The organism is Leifsonia xyli, assembly GCA_001647635.1.
In the GTDB taxonomy this organism is placed as follows: domain Bacteria; phylum Actinomycetota; class Actinomycetes; order Actinomycetales; family Microbacteriaceae; genus Leifsonia; species Leifsonia xyli_A.
This window is the reverse complement of the sequence record CP014761.1, coordinates 2323255-2340262: the sequence shown is the minus strand read 5'-3', so window position 1 is coordinate 2340262 and position 17008 is coordinate 2323255. Positions and strand designations below refer to the sequence as shown.

Below are 17008 nucleotides of genomic sequence, written 5' to 3'. Positions count from 1 at the left end.
TGGGAGCATGCCCATCCTGAACAAGGACATGCAGGTCTGCATCTCGCTGGCCGGCCGTCCCAGCAACATCGGTACGCGGTTCCACAACTTCCTGTACGACGAGCTCGGTCTGAACTTCGTCTACAAGGCGTTCACCACGGACGACCTCGAAGGCGCGGTGTGCGGCATCCGCGCGCTCGGCATCCGGGGCTGCTCGGTGTCCATGCCCTTCAAGGAGGCGATCATCCCGCTGGTCGACAACCTCGAGGCGTCGGCTGTCGCGATCGAGTCGGTGAACACGGTCGTCAACGAGGACGGATTCCTCACCGCGTCCAACACCGACTACGAAGCGGTCGCCCAGCTGCTCGCCGAGCACGAGGTCGATCCCTCTCAGAGCGTGCTCGTCCGCGGGTCGGGCGGGATGGCGAAGGCCGTCGTCGCGGCGTTCCGCGGCGCGGGCTTCGACGACCTCACCGTACTGGCCCGCAACACGGACGCCGGCCCGGCGCTCGCCGAGCGCTACGACTACCGGTGGGTGCAGGACGACCCGGAGCCCGACTTCGACGTCATCGTCAACGTCACGCCGCTAGGGATGCGCGGCGAACAGGAGTCGGAGCTCGCCTTCTCGCAGCCGTTCATCGATCGTGCCGCGACGGTGTTCGACGTGGTGGCCTTCCCCTCCGAGACGCCGCTGATCACGGCCGCCCGCGCCGCCGGCACCCCGGTCATCACCGGCGCCGAGGTGATCGCGCTTCAGGCGGCTCGGCAGTTCGAGCGCTACACGGGCGTCGCCCTGACGCCGGAGCAGGTCGCCCGCGCTTCGGAGTTCTCGCGCGCCGAGTGATCCGGTGCGGCGGGGTGTGGTGCGCGCCCCGGCGTCCAGGGAGTAGCTTGAGCCCACGGACGTGAAGGAGCGTGGCGCATGGGCATCGGAAGCGGCATCTTCATCTTCGTCGTCGGCCTCATCCTGGCCTTCGCCCTGCAGGTGGAGGTCAGCTGGATCGACCTCAAGGTGACCGGTTACATCCTCATGGGTGCGGGCCTCGTGGTGTTCGTGATCTCGCTGGCGTTCGCCCTGCGGCGGCGCCCACGGACCACGGTGCGGCGCGAGACCATCGACCCGGCGACGGGCGAGCGGGTCGAGCGCACCACCGATGAGTACTGATTCGCGCCCATACAATGGCCGGGTGTCAGACGACGTCCTCGCCTTGGAGAACCAGGTGTGCTTCGGCCTCGCCGTGGCGGCCCGGAGCGTCATCGCCCTGTACCGTCCCGTGCTCGAGCCGCTGTCCCTGACGCATCCGCAGTATCTCGTGATGCTCGCCCTCTGGGAGCAGGAGCCCCGCTCGGTCAAGAACCTGAGCGACACCCTCGCGCTCGAGCCGGCCACACTGTCGCCGCTGCTCAAGCGGCTGGAGGCCATCGGCTACGTCGAACGCAAGCGCAGCGCCGCCGACGAGCGGGCTCTCGAGGTCAGACTGACCGGGAGCGGGCGGGCACTGCGGGCCGAGGCCGAGAAGATCCCGGGTCGCATCGTCGAGCGCCTGGGACTGCCGGCCGGCGAACTCGCCGAGTTGCGCACCAGCCTCCACACGATCATCGCCGCCGCAGCGCGCATCCCGGAGCCCGCTGGAGCCTGACCCCGGGGTCAGGGTCGACACTGACGGCGGAGGGCGACATGCGCATCAGCGAACTGGCCGAGCAGGCCGGGGTCACGGTCAAGGCCGTTCGCTACTACGAGCGGCTCGGGCTCGTCTCCCCTGCGCGCCTCGGCAACGGCTACCGCGATTACGGGGACGACCACCTTCGGGTGGTGCGCGAGATCCGCGAGCTGGCGGCGACGGGCATCCCGCCGGGGAAGGCGCGGCCGTTCATCGACTGCCTCGGCTCCGGCCACGCCCACAGCGACGAGTGCCCGGCCTCACGGGACGCGTACCGGGACGGATTGGCCGAGCTGGATGCGGCCATCGCCCAGCTGGAGCGCCGCCGCGATCTGCTCGCCCGCCGGCTCGCCGGGGCGGAGGACCGCATCCCGGAGCCCGCCCACGGCTGCGGCTGCACCGTCACTCCCCTCTGAGACGCGCCGCAGATCATCCCCCGGAATGACCCTCCCACGACCTGGGGTCGATGCCCCGGCACGCCCTCCCGCGGTTGACTCGAAGACGTCGGCCGGGCGATCCGCCCCGGCCTCGACGTGAAGGGGGAGACCGATGACGACGCTGGGCCACGGAGTGCGAACCGCACCGACGCTCGCATCGCCGTCGGAACCGGTGCGGCGGCGAGCGCGGGGGCTGCTCGCCGCCGTCACCGGGAACGCGTACCTCCAGCTGGCGGTGACGCTGCTGCTCGTCGCGACCGGGCTGGTGCTGCTGACCATCGGGATCGGGCTGGCGCTGAACGTCGCCCTGCCCTGGGTCTTCCAGGACGAGCTCCGAGCGCTTCGGGCGATCCTCCCGCAGGTGGGTTGAGGCTGGCCCCCGAGGATGCGCGGCTCTAGAGTCGCGCCATGGGACGCCTGATCTTCTCCGCCATCGCCTCGGTCGACGGCTACACCGTGGATGCGTCCGGCTCCTTCGACTGGGCCGAGCCCGAACCGGAGCTGCACGCGTTCGTCAACGATCTGGAGCGCGGGATCGGTACCTATCTCTACGGCCGTCGCATGTACGAGACCATGCGCTTCTGGCAGGATCCGCCGCTGACCGCCGACGACGGGGTGTACGCGGAATACGCGGCGATCTGGCAGGCCGCCGACAAGGTCGTGTTCTCGTCGTCGCCGGCCGAGCCGACGACGCCGCGGACGCGCGTGGTCGGGCGCTTCGACGCGGAAGAGGTTCAGCGTCTCGTCGAGGACTCCGACCGGGACGTCTCGATCGGCGGCCCCACTCTGGCGGCCCAGGCGTTCGCCGCCGGACTGGTGGACGAGGTGTGGCTGTTCCTCTCCCCCGTCTCGGTCGGCGGCGGCACGCCGGCGCTGCCTGTCGGTCTGCGGCTCGACCTGGAGCTGCTCGACGAACGCCGGTTCTCGGGCGGCGCGGTGGGTCTGCACTACGCCATTCGGTGACAAGACCTCAGTTTCTACTCCCGCTCCGCGAGACGAGCCACTAGCCTGTGCCGGGAAGGCCCGACGAGGGTCGGGCCGGAGGAGGCCGGCGATGACCAGACATCGCGTCCTTGCTGCTGCCGGACTCACCGCGGCCATCGCCGTGGTGCTGCTCGGGATCCCGCAGAGCGTGCAGGGCATCTCGCCCGGCGCGGCCGGTGTGCACTTCACCGCCGCCGGCGACTACACCGCGGGCGCGTCGGCGCAGTCGGTGCTGACGGGTATCAAGACAGCGGCGCCCGACCTCAATCTCGCGCTCGGCGATCTCTCGTACGGCACGACCGGCCAGGAGCAGGCGTGGTGCAACTTCGTCACGCAGACCGTGGGCGCCGGGTTCCCGTTCGAGTTGCTCTCCGGCAACCACGAGAGCAACGGCCAGAACGGCAACATCAACGACTTCTCCGCCTGCCTGCCCAACCAGCTGCCGGGCGTCGTCGGGACGTACGGGCGCGAGTACTACGTCGACGTGCCGCAAGGCGCGCCGCTCATCCGCTTCATCATGATCTCGCCCGGCCTGCCGTTCTCCGACGGCACTTGGACGTACGCGAGCGGCACCAGCCACTACACCTGGACCCAGAACGCGATCGACGGCGCCCGCGCCGCGAACGTCCCCTGGGTCGTCGTCGGCATGCACAAGCCCTGTCTCACGATGGGCCAGTACGCGTGCGACCCGGGCTCCGACCTGTTGAACCTGCTGGTGTCCAAGCGCGTGGACCTCGTGCTGACCGGCCACGAACATCTCTACCAGCGTTCGGTTCAGCTGGCGACCGGTGCGTCGTGCCCGTCCATCACGCCGGGCGTGTACAACGCCGGATGCGTGGCGGACGGCGACAGCACCCTGACCAAGGGCGCGGGCACCGTCTTCGCCACGGTCGGGACCGGAGGCAATGCGAACTACGACATCAACCCGAACGACAGCGAGGCCGGCTACTTCGCCGCGGCCTACGGGAACAGCACGGCCCCGCTGTGGGGTCTGCTCGACGTCACCGCCACGTCGACCCAGCTCAACGCCAACTTCGTGCGCACCGGAGGCGCCACCTTCTCCGACAGCTTCGTCATCGGTCCGCCTCCCGCCGGGAACCAGCCGCCGAACGCCTCCTTCAGCTCCTCGTGCACCGACCTCACGTGCTCGTTCGACGGCAGCGGGTCGAGCGACCCCGACGGCACCATCGCCTCCTACGCCTGGGACTTCGGCGACGGCACGACGGCGACCGGCGCGACCACGACGCACGCCTACACGGCGGCGGGCAGCTACACCGCCCGGCTGACCGTGACGGATGACGGCGGCGCCACCGGCGGCACCAGCAAGGTGGTCACCGTGACCGCGCCTCCCCCGCCTCCCGACACCCTCGCCTCCGACGGGTTCGACCGCACCGTGACCGGCGGATGGGGCTCGGCCCCCGTGGGCGGAGCCTGGTCGGTCTCCGGCAGCTCGACGCTGTACTCGGTCGCGAGCAGCACGGGCCGCATCCAGCTGCCCACCGGTTCGGGAGGCACGGCTCGCCTGCCCGGGTTCAGCGCGACGGGCATCGACCTCCGGCTCTCGACGGCCCTCGACAAACTGCCGTCGTCGGGCAACGTGTACCTGACCATCCAAGGACGCCGCATCGCCACCGCGGGCGCGTACGCATCGAAGGTGATCATCTCCTCCGCGGGCAAGGTGACCATCCAGATCGTGCGCGTCGACCAGAACGGCGGCAACGAGGTGGTCGTGCAATCCTCGGTCGCGGTGCCCAACGTGACGTACGCCGCCGGGTCGAAGCTCGACATCCGCGTGCGGACGACCGGCACGTCGCCGACCCTCGTCGAGACCAAGGCCTGGCTCGACGGCACGACCGAACCGTCCGCCTGGCAGCGCTCCGCGTCGGATTCCACCGCCGCGCTCCAGGGGGCGGGCGGCATCGCGGTCACCGGCTATCTATCGGGGGGTGTCGTGAACACACCGGTCACCGTCTCGGTCGACGACCTGACGGCCACCAAGCCGTGACCGTCAGGCGGCGTCCCACCAGCGCAGCACGCGCAGCGCCCGGAGGGTGATCCACCGGCTCGGGAAGCCCTCCATCTCGAACTCGACGATCACCGAGCCCTCGTGGAGGTTCTCGAGCACCCAGCGCCCCTCGGGGTCGGCCTTGCCGCGAACCAGCTCGACCGCCTCGGCGAGCCGGGGATCGCGCCGGTCCAGCCGGCGGAAGTGCTCGAGCCCGCGCAGCACGTCGTGGTACCAGCGCACCGGGTACGACAGCATCGTCATCCGCGGGTCGGCCACCGATCCGTCCGACCGCCGGTGGTACAGCCCGCGCTCGAGCAGGTACTCCTCGCCGGCGCGGGCGACCTCCTCCACGCGCGGATCGTCGCCGCCTGCGCGCTGCCAGTCCCGGAGTCCTTCCACCGCGCAGATCGTCGAGTGAAAGGACGATACGCGCGCGCCGTACTCTGCCCAGCAGTTCCAGCCGCCGTCTCCCAGTCGGGAATCGACCAGTGTCCGGGCGATCGCGTCGCCGCCTTCCCCGAAGTAGGAGGCGATGGTCAGGGTCACTCCGTTGATGCACGGCTCGGTCTCGCCGTCGAAGTACGGCTCGCCGGCGTGCTCCCAGCGAACATTTTCACGGACCCGGCCGATCGCCGTCCGTGCCTCCGGGCTCTCCGGATCCAGCCCGAAGTCGACCAGCTGCTGCAGGGTGAAGTGGGTTCCGCTCCACGCATCGAAGCCGTCGCGCTCCGGCGGGATCCACCCGGGCCGGTAGGTTCCGCCGTCCCAGAGACCGTCCTCGGCCTGCTCCTCCAGCAGGGTCCTTCCCCAGCCCTGGCGCGGGATCCGGGCTCTTTCGGCTGCGACTTCATCGGCCGACGCGCCGGTCAGGTCACGGAGCACCTGCCAGCGGATAGCGGGGTCGGAATCGAGCAGCCAGTCGACAGCGTCCATGCCGGACACGCTAGCCCCAAAGCGCAGGAAAGGCGCATTCTCGCGCAGGGGTACCCCCCGAGCGAGTGCCGTGTCAATCTCTGGACCCGCCTCCACCGGGTGTCTTCAGTGGGCCGCACATCCCAACCGGACACATCCACCGAAAGGAAACGTCAGTCATGACCATGTCAGACGACCAGTCCGCGGACACACCGATCTTCGACAGCAGGCGCGATGCGCTGGAGCCCGAGGCCGGTCTGCCGGAGACGGTGCTGCCAGAAGGCACGGCCGGGACCACCGGGGGCACGAGCACGGGCTCCGCCGGCGGTCAGAGCGGCGGAGTCAAGGACGAGGCGAGCCGCGTCGCAGGATCGGCCAAGGAGGCCGGCAAGGACGTCGCGGCCACCGCGAAGGAGCAGGCCCGGAACGTCGCCGATGAGGCGAAGTCCCAGGCCAGAGACCTCTACCACCAGACGCAGCGTGAGCTGCGGGACCAGGCCGCCCAGCAGCAGGAGCGGGTCGCCAGCGGCCTCCACTCCGTCGGCGACGAGCTCGACCAGATGGCCTCCTCGTCGCAGCAGGGCGGCATTGCCACCGACCTGGTCCGCCAGGCCGCGCAGCGCGCCCACTCGGTCGCGGGCTGGCTCGACCAGCGCGACCCCGGCTCGCTGCTCAACGAGGTGAAGTCGTACGCCCGGCGCAACCCCGGCACCTTCATCGCCGCGGCCGCCATCGCCGGCGCTCTCGCGGGTCGCCTGACCCGTGCGCTCGCCAGCGGCGGTGACGACTCCTCGAGCGGCAGCAGCGGCTCCGGGACCACTACCACGCCGCACACCGGCACGACCGGCACCACCGCCGGGTACCCCGGCAGCAGCGTCGGCTACGCCGCAGGTACCGGCAGCGCCCTCGGCGATGACGACCTGTACGACGACGGCGTCGGAACCGAGGTTCCGCCGCTTCCGGGCGCCGGGTACACCGGAGGCCGGCCATGACCGACCAGCCCAGTGCCCGGCGGGTCGCCGCCGAGGCCGCCGCACCTCAGGTGGACGCCGCGGAGGAGCGCGCCGCCAGCAGCTCGCTCGGCGAGCTGCTGGGTGAGGTCAGTCGCGACCTGTCTACGCTGATCCGTCAGGAGATGGAACTCGCCAAGGCCGAAATCAAGCAGACCGTCACGCGCGCCGGAAAGGGCGCCGGCCTGCTCGGCGGTGCGGGATACGCGGGCCTCATGGCCGTGTTCTTCCTGTCCGTCGCCCTGTGGTGGGCGCTCGGCTACCTGGTGGGCAACGCCTGGTCCGCGGTGATCGTCGCCATCATCTGGGGCATCGTCGCGCTGATCCTGTACACCCGCGGACGCAAGCAGCTGAAGACCGTCGAAGGCGCTCCGCAAACCGTCGAGACGGTCAAGGAAATACCACCGACACTGAAACCGAACGGAGAGAACCGATGAGCGACGACCCGGACGTGATCCGCGCCGAAATCGAAGCCACCCGCCGCAACCTGAGCGGTGACGTGGATGCCCTGGCCGACAAGGTCACCCCCAGCAAGATCGTGGACCGCCAGGCCCGCAAGGTCAAAGGCGCCTGGCATTCCGTCACCGACCGCGTGATGGGCTCCGCAGACGACGTGTCGGGCAACGTGCACGGCGCCGTCGCCGACGCCGGCAGCACCGTCGCCGACGCGGGCCGCACTGTGGTGAACAAGGCGCAGGGCAACCCGCTCGCCGTAGGCCTCATCGCCTTCGGCGTCGGAGCCCTCGTGGCCTCCCTCATCCCGGCGAGCAGCAAGGAGAAGGAGCTGGCCGCATCCGCGAAGGACGCCGCGCAGCCGCTCCTCCAGGAAGCCGCCGAAGTGGGCAAGCAGGTCGCGAACGACCTGAAGGAGCCCGCCCAGGAGGCCGTCCAGTCGGTCAAGGAGACCGCGCAGGAGGGGGTGTCCACCGTCAAGGAGGAGGCCACGAACCGCGCGAGCGACGTCGCCGACGAGGCCAAGGAATCGGGACAGCGGCTGCAGTCCGATCAGTAGTCGCATCCCCGAACGCGCGGCGGAAGGCCATCCCCCCGGACCTTCCGCCGCGTTTTCCTATTAAGAAAGGACCCACCGATGAGCGATATCGGCGCCAGCAAGCGACTGGCCGATGCCCCCGCCCCCGAGGACGGGCGGAAGCCGGACAAGCCTCAACATCTCGACAAGCCCTCGTGGAAGCTGGTATTCAAGCGCACCCTCCGCGAGTTCAGCACCGACAAGTGCACCGACATCGCGGCGTCACTGACGTACTACGGCGTCCTGTCGCTGTTCCCCGGCCTGATCGCACTGATCTCCCTTCTCGGCGTCTTCGGTCAGGGCAAGTCGGCGACGACGGCCCTCATGGGCATCGTCACGCAGGTCGCGCCGGGCTCGACGGCGAAGCTGCTCGAGGGTCCCATCCAGAACGCCGTGAACTCACCGGCTTCCGGCTTCGCGCTCGTCTTCGGCATCGTGCTGGCGATCTGGTCGGCCTCCGGCTACGTCGGCGCGTTCTCGCGAGCCATGAACCGGATCTACGAGATCGACGAGGGCCGGCCCTTCTGGAAGCTGAAGCCGCAGCAGCTGCTGGTGACCGTCATCACGCTGGTGCTCGTGACGATCGTCGCGCTGATGCTGGTCGTCACCGGTCCCGTGACCACGGCTGTCGGCAACGCCCTCGGCCTCGGCTCGGGCGTCCGCGTCGCGTGGGAGATCGCCAAGTGGCCGCTGATGCTGATCATCGTGGTGGTCATCATCGCGGTGCTCTATTACGCGACCCCGAACTCCAAGCAGCCGAAGTTCCGCTGGATCAGCATGGGCGCTGTGATCGCGATCGTCGTGCTGGCGATCGCGACCTTCCTCTTCGCGTTCTACGTCGCCACCTTCGCCAACTACGAGAAGACGTACGGGCCACTCGCGGGCGTGATCGTCTTCCTGCTCTGGGTGTGGATCGCGAACCTCGCGCTGCTCTTCGGCGCGGAGATCGACGCCGAGACCGAGCGCGGCCGAGAGCTGCAGGCCGGCATGGAGGCCGAGGAGACTATCCAGCTGCCGCCGCGCGACACGAAGCTCAGCGAGAAGTCGGAGCAGAAGGAGGAGAAGCTGATCGACGAGTCCCGGAGGGTGCGCGAAAGCGCGGACCGGGACTAGCCGACCGAGGTGCCGACCACGCGGTTGCCGCCCGCGTTCTTCGCGGCGTACATCGCGTGGTCGGCCTCGCGAATGAGGCGGTCGGGGTTCCAGCCCGGGTCTTCGGTGCGCGCGATGGACATCCCGATGCTCGCACTGATCGGGAAGCCGTCGGGCAGATCGGTGAAGGGCTGCTCGATGGCCTGACGGATGCGGTCCGCCACCTCTTCGGCGGCGGCGAGCTCGGGCACCTCGCAGACGACGACGAACTCGTCGCCGCCGTAGCGGGCGACCAGGTCCTCGGTCCGGACGGTGGTCTGCAGGCGGAATCCGACCTCCCGCAGCAGGAGGTCGCCGACGTGGTGGCCCAGATTGTCGTTGACGCGCTTGAAGCCGTCGAGGTCGATGAAGAGCGTGGCGATGAGCGCGGGCGTGGCCCGGGTGTACTCGAGCAGCTGCGTCTCCAGCCGGCGCCGGTTCGGGAGGCCCGTGGTCTCGTCGTGCATCGCGGCGTGCTCGAGCTGCCGCTGGAGGCGGAGGGTCGTGATCGCCTGCGCCGCCTGTCCGGCGAGCGCGTCGGCCAGCGGAGCGGCCTCGGAGTCGAACTGCCGCGGGTGCAGGAAGAACGCGACGAAGACGCCGAACAGCACGTCGTCGTGCTGGATGGGCGCGACGAGCACCGCATCCACTCCGGCATCGCGCATGGCGTGGCCGAGGACGGGCGTGACCTCGTCGGCCGCCGTGGTGCCGCTGATGGTCATCACGCTCTGCAGGCTCGACGCCTGCGAGACGAGGGGGGCGGCGTCTTCGACCGCGAGAAGGGGATTGCTGCCGCCTGCCTGGGTGAAGGCCCCGAGGTCGTCGAGGAGGAAGACCGCCGCCTGCTCCGCCTGGTACGCCTTCGCGACCGTCGTGACCAGGATGTCGACGAGCTCCTGCTCTGTCGTGGCCGCCGAGAAGGCGATCGAGGAGTCGATGATGAGTTGGAGCCGGTTGCGGGTACGTTCCTGCAGCACCTGCGACTGCAGCATCTCGCGCTCATGCTCGGCCCGCTCCGTCGCATCGACGAGGACGACGACGTCGCGCCCCTCGACCTCACGGCGGCTCGCCATCACGGGACGGGAGGTGCCGTCGATGTTCGCCAGACGAACAAGGCTCTCGGAGCGGCCGGCGATCCCGACGATCCGCTGGCGCAACGACGCGTACGGCCGCCCGCTCAGTTCGTCGGGCGACAGTCCCGTCCACTGACGGAACAGCTCATTGGAGTCGACGATCCTGCCTTCTGCATCCAACTCCACGAGGGCGCAGGGCAGGTCGTCCGCAGTAATGGGGCGCACCGCTCGTCTTTCCCTTCACGAGGCCGGACCGCTGATGGCGGGTGGTCAGATAAACCTAGCCTACGAATGATTGCAGCCAGGCAATGAATTCATTTGGTGAACTCGGCCGGGCGATGTAGAAGCCCTGCCCCCGGTCACAGCCCGCCTCGCGCACCCGCTGCAGCTGCTCCTCGGTCTCGATGCCTTCGGCCACAACGCGCATCCCGCCGTCGTGGGCGAGCGAGACGGCGTCGGCCACCTGGTCCCAGTCGCCGGACGCCACGAGCGCGCGGTCGATCTTCAACTCCCGCGCGTGAACGGCGACCGCTCGCTCGATGGAGGAGTGCCCCGATCCGAAGTCGTCGATGGAGACGGTCACGCCCCACTGCTGGATGATGTCGAGGCGCCCGGCGACCGTCCCATAGTCGGCGATCCTCTCGGCCTCCGTCACCTCGACGATGAGGTCGGCCGGCGCCAGCCCCGATTCGCCGAGCTGGCGTTCCAGCTCGTCGAAGAAGCGGTCGGTCTGCAGCTGCAGCGGCGAGACGTTCACGGCGACGGCCAGTTCGAACCCGCGCTCGCGCCAGTCCCGGCCGATCCGGCAGCACTCGCGAAGAGCGAAGAGCCCCAGGTCGTGGATGAGGCCGGTCGACTCGGCCAGCGCCACGAACTCCGCGGGCGGTATCGGGCCCAGAGCGGGGTGCGTCCAGCGGCTCAGCCCTTCGACGGCGACGACCCGTTCGGTGGAGAGGTCGATCTGCGGCTGCACGTGGATGCGCAGCCGCTCCGTCTCGATCGCGTGCGCGAGGTCATGCGCGTCCAGCTCGGCCGTCGTCACCCGCTACCTCCTCCGAAGGGTCCCTGCGATAGAACCGGACGGCGGACCCGCTGTCAACGGGTGTACACGCTCGTCTGTTCGCTCATCGCGTCCGGAACTCGCGCTCCTCGGGGCCGAAGCCCTGCTGGGGGAAGTCCGCGCGCAGGTCGCCCGTCGGCTCCTCCTGGCGGAGGGTGTCGGCGATGCTGGGGCCCGCGCCCACCGGCGAGAAGGCGACCCGGTCGCCGCGCGTGCTCGACTGGTACAGCTTCATCCTCCCGCCCACGGGCAGCTCGATCTCGGCCGGCGGCTGGCCGTCGGCGAACGGGACCGCCCGCTGCGTGGTCGTCCCGTCCTCCTCGACGAACTCCGCAAGGCGGAACGCGAGCGCGCCGCGATCGAAGGAGACGCGCACCAGGAGATAGGTGCGCAGCGCGTCGTCGTCCAGGGCGCCGATCTCCGTCACGAGAGCGGAGAGCTCCGGCGTCGCGCCCAGGCGCGCCCCGTCCTCCCCCAGTTCGGTCGCCCACGCGCGCACGTGCCCGGCGAGGTCGGCGATGGCGGCGTCGTACGAGTCGGGCGACGACCCGCGGATGCCGAAATCGCCCCACTCCGCCAGATACCGGTCCGCGAGGTCGTCGTGCTCGACGGCCACCACGACCGGGTGATCGGAACGCGCCGCCGCCTCCCAGGCCGCGAACTCCTCGGCGGTGAACTCCTCCTGGAGCCGGCGCACGGCGTCCTCATCGTCCGGCCCTGCCGCGTGTGCGAGGATCGCCCGCTCGAAGAACGCATTGTCGTCCACTGCCGTCTCCCTCCGACTCCCCCAGCATCGCAGGGCGAACAGCGGTGGTGAAGGGAGGCGCCCGGAATCGGATAACGTTCTCTGAACATCCTCACAGCGACGAAGGAGAGCCCGTGACGACGACCGCGCCCGCATCCGCGACCAAGGGAGCCTCGCTCCGGCGAAGCCTCGGCCTCTGGGCCATCGTGGGGCTCGGCCTCGGCTATATGACGCCGACGGTCGTCTTCGACACCTTCGGCATCGTGTCGGACGAGACCAAGGGCGCCGTCCCGGCCGCGTACCTCGTCGCGCTGGTCGTCATGCTGTTCACGGCCGTCAGCTACGGCAAGATGGCGGGCGCGATCCCGAGCGCCGGATCGGCGTACACCTACGTGCGCGAGTCGATCCACCCGAACCTGGGCTTCATGGTCGGCTGGACCTCGCTCATCGACTACGTGCTGCTGCCGATGGTCAACTGCCTGATCATCCGGCTGTACCTGGAGCAGGTCTTCCCCGCGGTCCCCAGCTGGATCTGGGTCGTGCTGTACTGCGCGGGCGTCACGACGCTCATCTACTTCACGATGCGCGGCACCTCCAACGTCAACATGATCCTGCTGGTGTTCGCCATCGTCGTCATGGCGGTCTTCGTGACGATGGTGGTCGCACAGCTGGCGAACGGCGCCGGCGACGGCACGGTCGCGTCGGTCAAACCGTTCTTCCACGACGGCGTGACCCTCGGCGCGGTCCTCACGGGCGCGACGGTCGTCTGCTTCTCGTTCATCGGCTTCGACGCCGTGACCATGTACGCGGAGGAGGCCAAGACGCCGCGGGTCATGCCGCGCGCCATCCTCCTCACCGTGCTGATCGGCGGAGCGATCTTCCTGGTCGCCGCCTACTTCGCGCAGCTGCGCTTCCCGACCAACGCGCCCTTCGGCGAGTTCACCGACGACCCGCTGCCGCAGATCGGCCTGATCGTCGGCGGCCCGGTGTTCCAGGCGATCTTCGTGTCTGCCGGCTTCGCCGCCACCCTCGCGTCCGGGCTGGCCTCGCACGCCTCGGTGTCGCGGATGCTCCTGGTGATGGGGCGCAACAACGTGCTCCCCGGCGCTTCTTCGGCCACATCGACGGGAAGACGCAGACGCCGACGTTCAACATCATCCTGGTCGGCGTGATCTCGCTGCTGGCGGCGACGTTCTCGCTCGAGCTGATCTCCGCCTTCATCAACTTCGGCGCGCTGATCGCCTTCACCTTCGTCAACATCTCGGTCATCGCCTGGTTCGCCATCCGCCAGGGGCGCCGACGCACGTTCGCGGACGTCGTGCGCTTCATCGTCCTGCCCGGCATCGGGATGCTGCTGACCGGCATCCTGTGGGTGAACCTCCACGCAGACGCGCTGATCGGCGGCATCGTCTGGGCGGTCATCGGGTTCGCGTACCTGCTGTTCCTGACGCGCGGTTTCCGCCGGCCGGTCGCCGCGTTCGACGAGAACCAGCCGGTGACCGGCTTCAACAAAGCGGTGTGAGGCGGTCTGGGCAAGGGCATAAGGGTCCTTCAGCCCATCCACAGGCGGCGTAAGAATCCCGCAAGAATGCACCTGCATTCTGAGATGCATGGATCACACGTTGAGCGCCACCGCACCGGCTCCGCAGGTGCGCGCCCGGCCCCGCGGCCGGACCGGTCGCCGCAGCGGCGGGGCGTTGGCCGTGCGCGCGGCGCTCGTCCTCGGCGTCGTGGTCGTGCTCGGGATGTGGTGGTTCACCGTCCCGGCGGGATACGCCGCGACGCCGGCGAACGCGCTGACGTCATTCGGTGAGCTGGCCGGAATGGTCGGCGGGTTCCTGGTGTGCGCGCAGGTGCTGTTGATCGCCCGGGTGCCCTGGTTCGAGAACGCGATCGGCCTGGACAAGCTGGTGTCCTGGCACCGCTCGCTCGGCGCGTCCGTGCTCTTCCTCATCGTGGCGCATGTGCTCTTCCTGGTGATCGGCGGCGAGCTCGCCGACCGGAACCCTCCGTGGACGGAGTTCGTCTCCATCCTGAATTCCTACCCGGACATGGTCAGCGCGCTGGTCGGCACCATCGCCTTCCTCGTGGTCGGACTGAGCAGCGCGCGGCTGATCCGCACGAAGCTGTCGTACGAGGTCTGGTACTGGCTGCACGTGACGACCTACGTCTCGATCTTCCTCACGTTCCTCCATCAGCTGAGCGGCGGTGCGCACTTCGTCTCGCAGCCGGTGAACCGCGTCCTGTGGCTCGCCCTCTACCTCGGAACGGCTGCGGCGGTGCTGACCTGGCGGTTCATCCTCCCCGGCATGGACGCCTGGCGCGGCCGGATGCGCGTCGCGGCCGTGGTGCCCGAGAGCGAAGGCGTGAACAGCGTCTGGCTGACCGGGCCGCGCGTGGCCCAGCTCGGCGTCCGCGCGGGCAACTTCCTCCTGTTCCGCTTCTTCAGCCGCGGACACCTCGGCACGGCGCACCCGTACTCCGTCTCCGCGGTGCCGGCGAACGGCTACCTGCGGATCACCGTGGGCGCCCTCGGCGACCACTCCAGCCGCCTGCCGCACCTGCGACCGGGTTCGCTCGTCTTCGCGGAGGGTCCGTTCGGGCGCTTCACCGCCGACCGTGCGAGCCGGCCGCGCATCCTGCTCGTCGCCGGCGGCGCGGGGATCGGGCCGATCCGCGCCCTGGCCGAGGAGCTCGTCCGCCGCGGCGCCCAGCCCGTCGTGCTGTACCGCGCTCGGTCGGCGCGGCACCTGGCGCTGCTCGGCGAGCTGCAGGCCATGCCCGGGGTGACCGTCATCCCGCTGGTCGGCCGCCGTTCCGAGCTGGGCTACGACCCGCTCGCCGCTGAGCCCCTCCACCGCCTGATCCCGGACGTCCACGACTGGGAGGCGTTCATCTGCGGGCCTGCGGGGATGGCGGACCGGGTTCAGGCGTCGCTCCGCGCCCTGCGGATGCCGAAGCGCTTCATCCACCGAGAAGAACTGAGCATGTCATGAGCAGCAACTGGCGGGGAACCGCACTCTTCACCATCATCCTCGTGGTCATGGGCGCGACCGTGGGGCTCAAGCTCTACGGGGTGGGCGAGCAGGTGGCCGCGTCGCCCGCGGCGGCGTCCACGACGAGCGGGTCGACGACCTCCGGAAGCACGAGCAGCGAGTCGGGGACGTCCTCGACGTCGTCCGGCGACGCCACCACGCCGAGTTCGACCCCGTCTCCGAGCGCCTCCGCCTCGACGGCGACCACGACCGTGACCGGCGACGCCGTCGACACGCGCTACGGAGCGGTGCAGGTCGAGGTGACCTTCTCGGGGACGACGATCACCGCAGTGAGGACGGTGCAGTCGCCGAGCGGCAACGGCCGCGACATCGAGATCAACGACCAGGCGCTGCCGATCCTGCAGCAGGAGGCCCTCCAGTCGCAGTCCGCGAACATCGACACCGTGTCGGGCGCGACCTACACGTCGGAGGGCTACATCCAGTCCCTCCAGTCGGCGATCGACAAGCGATGAGGTTCCTCGAGACCGTCATGGGCATCCCCATGTCGATCGACATCCGGGACGACGTGGATGCGGCACCCGCCGCCGACCGCGCCTTCGCGGTGCTCCGGGAGGCGGACGCCCGCTTCAGCACCTACCGCCCGGACAGCGAGGTGAGCCGGGCGAACGCCGCCGCCGGCGCGACCGCGGATCCGAGCGCCGACTTCCGCGAGGTCGTCGCGATCGGCGAGAGGGCGGTGCGTGCGTCGGGCGGAGCGTTCCGCATCCGCCGGCCCGACGGCACCTGGGACCTCGACGGGGTCGTCAAGGGATGGGCGGCCGCCCGGGCCGCGCGCGTCCTCGATGCCGCAGACGTCCGCGACTACTGCCTCAACGCGGGCGGCGATGTGGTCGTCTCGGGCAGCCCGGGCGAGGGCCGGCCATGGAGCGTCGGCATCCGCTCGCCCCATCGTCCCGCCGACATGCTCGCGGTGCTCGCGGTGTCGGATGCGGCGGTCGCGACCTCGGGACTGTACGAGCGCGGACCGCACATCGTGGACGGCCGCGACGGGTCGATCGCCGCCGGACTTCTCAGTGCGACCGTGGTGGCCGACGACCTGACCACCGCCGACGTGCTGGCGACCGCGGTCTTCGCACTGGGTCCGGACGGTCTCCGCTGGGCGATCGACCACGGCGCACGCGGTGTGCTCGCGATGGACGCGTCCGCGCGCGTCCTCGGGGTGGGCGACCTCACCTTCGCCCGCTCCGCCGCAGGCGCATGAGCGCGTCCGTCGACCAGCCTCTCCCCGGTGGCCGCTCCTACACTGTGGATGTGGACGACAGGGTGCGCGTTCTGATCGTCGAGGACGACAGCCGTCTCGCGGGGATGCTGGACGGCCTGCTCCGCTCGGAGGGCTTCGACGTCGAGCTGGCCCGCGACGGCCAGCGCGCCCTCCACCTCGGCCTCACCTCCACCTACGGTGCGATCGTGCTCGACCGCGGACTGCCCGCTCTCGAGGGGCTTGACGTGCTGCGCCGGCTCCGCGAGAGCGGCGTGACCACGCCCATCCTCGTGCTGTCCGCCCTCGGCACGGCGCCCGATCGCGTCGACGGGCTCAACGCCGGCGCCGAGGATTACCTCGCCAAGCCGTTCGACATCGACGAGCTCGTCGCGCGCGTGCGCGCCCTGACGCGCCGGGCCTCCGCGGTGGTGCCGACGGTCCGGTTCCCCGGCGGACGCCTCGACACCGAGAGCCGAACGGTGACCCTCGACGACGGCGAGCGCACCCTGCTCTCCGAGCGCGAGTCCGCACTGCTGGAGCGTCTCGCCCGGCGCCCCGCGCAGGTGTTCTCGCGCGCCCTTCTGCTCGAGGAGGTGTTCGCGGACGCGGACGACCCCGGGGTCGTGGACACGTACGTGCATCACCTGCGCCGCAAATTCGGCCGTTCCCTGGTCGAGACGGTGCGAGGCGTCGGCTACCGGATGGGGGCGCTGTGACGGGA

At 70.0% G+C, this 17008-nt stretch carries 19 protein-coding genes and 1 pseudogene; 16 read left to right on the top strand and 4 right to left on the bottom strand.

Features of this window, described 5'->3' with window-relative positions:
* Positions 1 to 7: 7 nt before the first annotated feature.
* The 7 genes from A0130_11520 (at position 8) to A0130_11490 (ending at position 5066) form a co-directional block, all read left to right on the top strand.
* The gene (locus tag A0130_11520) at positions 8 to 823 is read left to right on the top strand and encodes a shikimate 5-dehydrogenase (GenBank protein ID ANF32218.1); all 816 of its coding nucleotides are present in this window, start codon (positions 8 to 10) and stop codon (positions 821 to 823) included.
* A 78-nt stretch (positions 824 to 901) separates the two neighbouring features.
* The gene (locus A0130_11515; protein ID ANF32217.1) at positions 902 to 1144 is read left to right on the top strand and encodes a hypothetical protein; all 243 of its coding nucleotides are present in this window, start codon (positions 902 to 904) and stop codon (positions 1142 to 1144) included.
* A 22-nt stretch (positions 1145 to 1166) separates the two neighbouring features.
* Positions 1167 to 1619, top strand: coding sequence for a MarR family transcriptional regulator (locus tag A0130_11510; protein ANF32216.1), 453 nt, complete (start codon positions 1167 to 1169; stop codon positions 1617 to 1619).
* 38 nt (positions 1620 to 1657) lie between these two features.
* On the top strand, positions 1658 to 2056 hold the full coding sequence (locus tag A0130_11505) for a MerR family transcriptional regulator (GenBank protein ID ANF32215.1): 399 nt from the start codon (positions 1658 to 1660) through the stop codon (positions 2054 to 2056).
* 133 nt (positions 2057 to 2189) lie between these two features.
* Entirely contained in the window at positions 2190 to 2447 is a 258-nt protein-coding gene (locus A0130_11500; protein ID ANF32214.1) for a hypothetical protein, read from the top strand.
* A gap of 38 nt (positions 2448 to 2485) precedes the next feature.
* A complete protein-coding gene (locus A0130_11495; GenBank protein ANF32213.1) occupies positions 2486 to 3040 on the top strand; it encodes a deaminase in 555 nt (184 codons plus the stop codon).
* 91 nt (positions 3041 to 3131) lie between these two features.
* A complete protein-coding gene (locus A0130_11490; GenBank protein ID ANF32212.1) occupies positions 3132 to 5066 on the top strand; it encodes a hypothetical protein in 1935 nt (644 codons plus the stop codon).
* Between the two features lie 3 nt (positions 5067 to 5069).
* On the opposite strand, the gene A0130_11485 is transcribed toward A0130_11490, so the two are convergent.
* The gene (locus A0130_11485; protein ID ANF33409.1) at positions 5070 to 6002 is read right to left on the bottom strand and encodes a hypothetical protein; all 933 of its coding nucleotides are present in this window, start codon (positions 6000 to 6002) and stop codon (positions 5070 to 5072) included.
* Positions 6003 to 6160: 158 nt separating this feature from the next.
* On the opposite strand from A0130_11485, the gene A0130_11480 reads away from it, so the two are divergent.
* From A0130_11480 to A0130_11465, 4 genes are all read left to right on the top strand, one after another.
* Entirely contained in the window at positions 6161 to 6973 is an 813-nt protein-coding gene (locus A0130_11480) for a hypothetical protein (GenBank protein ID ANF32211.1), read from the top strand.
* 50 nt (positions 6974 to 7023) lie between these two features.
* Positions 7024 to 7428 (top strand): hypothetical protein, encoded by a 405-nt coding sequence (locus tag A0130_11475; GenBank protein ANF33408.1) that lies wholly within the window; start codon positions 7024 to 7026, stop codon positions 7426 to 7428.
* Complete coding sequence (locus A0130_11470; GenBank protein ID ANF32210.1) at positions 7425 to 8003, top strand: hypothetical protein; 579 nt, start codon at positions 7425 to 7427, stop codon at positions 8001 to 8003. Before A0130_11475 ends, A0130_11470 begins: the two co-directional genes overlap by 4 nt.
* A gap of 78 nt (positions 8004 to 8081) precedes the next feature.
* Positions 8082 to 9134, top strand: a complete 1053-nt coding sequence (locus tag A0130_11465) for a ribonuclease BN (GenBank protein ANF32209.1) — start codon at positions 8082 to 8084, stop codon at positions 9132 to 9134.
* Here the strand turns inward: A0130_11465 and A0130_11460 are convergent.
* From A0130_11460 to A0130_11450, 3 genes are all read right to left on the bottom strand, one after another.
* The gene (locus tag A0130_11460) at positions 9131 to 10450 is read right to left on the bottom strand and encodes a hypothetical protein (protein ID ANF32208.1); all 1320 of its coding nucleotides are present in this window, start codon (positions 10448 to 10450) and stop codon (positions 9131 to 9133) included. The two genes, A0130_11465 and A0130_11460, sit on opposite strands and share 4 nt — an antisense overlap.
* A 55-nt stretch (positions 10451 to 10505) precedes the next feature.
* On the bottom strand, positions 10506 to 11267 hold the full coding sequence (locus tag A0130_11455; GenBank protein ANF32207.1) for a hypothetical protein: 762 nt from the start codon (positions 11265 to 11267) through the stop codon (positions 10506 to 10508).
* Positions 11268 to 11349: 82 nt separating this feature from the next.
* Positions 11350 to 12051 (bottom strand): hypothetical protein, encoded by a 702-nt coding sequence (locus A0130_11450; protein ID ANF32206.1) that lies wholly within the window; start codon positions 12049 to 12051, stop codon positions 11350 to 11352.
* A gap of 206 nt (positions 12052 to 12257) precedes the next feature.
* Here A0130_11450 and A0130_11445 point away from each other — a divergent pair.
* The 5 genes and pseudogenes from A0130_11445 to A0130_11425 all read left to right on the top strand — a co-directional run bounded on the left by A0130_11445 (position 12258) and on the right by A0130_11425 (position 17003).
* Positions 12258 to 13552: pseudogene (locus A0130_11445) on the top strand (Putrescine importer PuuP).
* A gap of 88 nt (positions 13553 to 13640) precedes the next feature.
* Positions 13641 to 15026 carry an oxidoreductase gene (locus tag A0130_11440; GenBank protein ID ANF32205.1) on the top strand — a complete coding sequence of 462 codons (1386 nt, stop codon included), beginning with the start codon at positions 13641 to 13643 and terminating at the stop codon, positions 15024 to 15026.
* 47 nt (positions 15027 to 15073) lie between these two features.
* Positions 15074 to 15538, top strand: coding sequence for an FMN-binding protein (locus tag A0130_11435; protein ID ANF33407.1), 465 nt, complete (start codon positions 15074 to 15076; stop codon positions 15536 to 15538).
* A complete protein-coding gene (locus A0130_11430; GenBank protein ANF32204.1) occupies positions 15535 to 16287 on the top strand; it encodes a hypothetical protein in 753 nt (250 codons plus the stop codon). Before A0130_11435 ends, A0130_11430 begins: the two co-directional genes overlap by 4 nt.
* Positions 16288 to 16391: 104 nt before the next feature.
* The gene (locus A0130_11425) at positions 16392 to 17003 is read left to right on the top strand and encodes a two-component system response regulator (GenBank protein ID ANF33406.1); all 612 of its coding nucleotides are present in this window, start codon (positions 16392 to 16394) and stop codon (positions 17001 to 17003) included.
* Positions 17004 to 17008 lie beyond the last annotated feature (5 nt).

Coding starts and splice junctions, on each gene's coding strand:
- A0130_11470 (ANF32210.1), top strand. CDS start 7,425: ATGAGCGACGACCCGGACGTGATCCGCGCCGAAATCGAAGCCACCCGC.
- A0130_11425 (ANF33406.1), top strand. CDS start 16,392: ATGCTGGACGGCCTGCTCCGCTCGGAGGGCTTCGACGTCGAGCTGGCC.
- A0130_11480 (ANF32211.1), top strand. CDS start 6,161: ATGACCATGTCAGACGACCAGTCCGCGGACACACCGATCTTCGACAGC.
- A0130_11520 (ANF32218.1), top strand. CDS start 8: ATGCCCATCCTGAACAAGGACATGCAGGTCTGCATCTCGCTGGCCGGC.
- A0130_11430 (ANF32204.1), top strand. CDS start 15,535: ATGAGGTTCCTCGAGACCGTCATGGGCATCCCCATGTCGATCGACATC.
- A0130_11435 (ANF33407.1), top strand. CDS start 15,074: ATGGGCGCGACCGTGGGGCTCAAGCTCTACGGGGTGGGCGAGCAGGTG.
- A0130_11465 (ANF32209.1), top strand. CDS start 8,082: ATGAGCGATATCGGCGCCAGCAAGCGACTGGCCGATGCCCCCGCCCCC.
- A0130_11505 (ANF32215.1), top strand. CDS start 1,658: ATGCGCATCAGCGAACTGGCCGAGCAGGCCGGGGTCACGGTCAAGGCC.
- A0130_11485 (ANF33409.1), bottom strand. CDS start 6,002: ATGGACGCTGTCGACTGGCTGCTCGATTCCGACCCCGCTATCCGCTGG.
- A0130_11515 (ANF32217.1), top strand. CDS start 902: ATGGGCATCGGAAGCGGCATCTTCATCTTCGTCGTCGGCCTCATCCTG.
- A0130_11490 (ANF32212.1), top strand. CDS start 3,132: ATGACCAGACATCGCGTCCTTGCTGCTGCCGGACTCACCGCGGCCATC.
- A0130_11500 (ANF32214.1), top strand. CDS start 2,190: ATGACGACGCTGGGCCACGGAGTGCGAACCGCACCGACGCTCGCATCG.
- A0130_11440 (ANF32205.1), top strand. CDS start 13,641: ATGGATCACACGTTGAGCGCCACCGCACCGGCTCCGCAGGTGCGCGCC.
- A0130_11495 (ANF32213.1), top strand. CDS start 2,486: ATGGGACGCCTGATCTTCTCCGCCATCGCCTCGGTCGACGGCTACACC.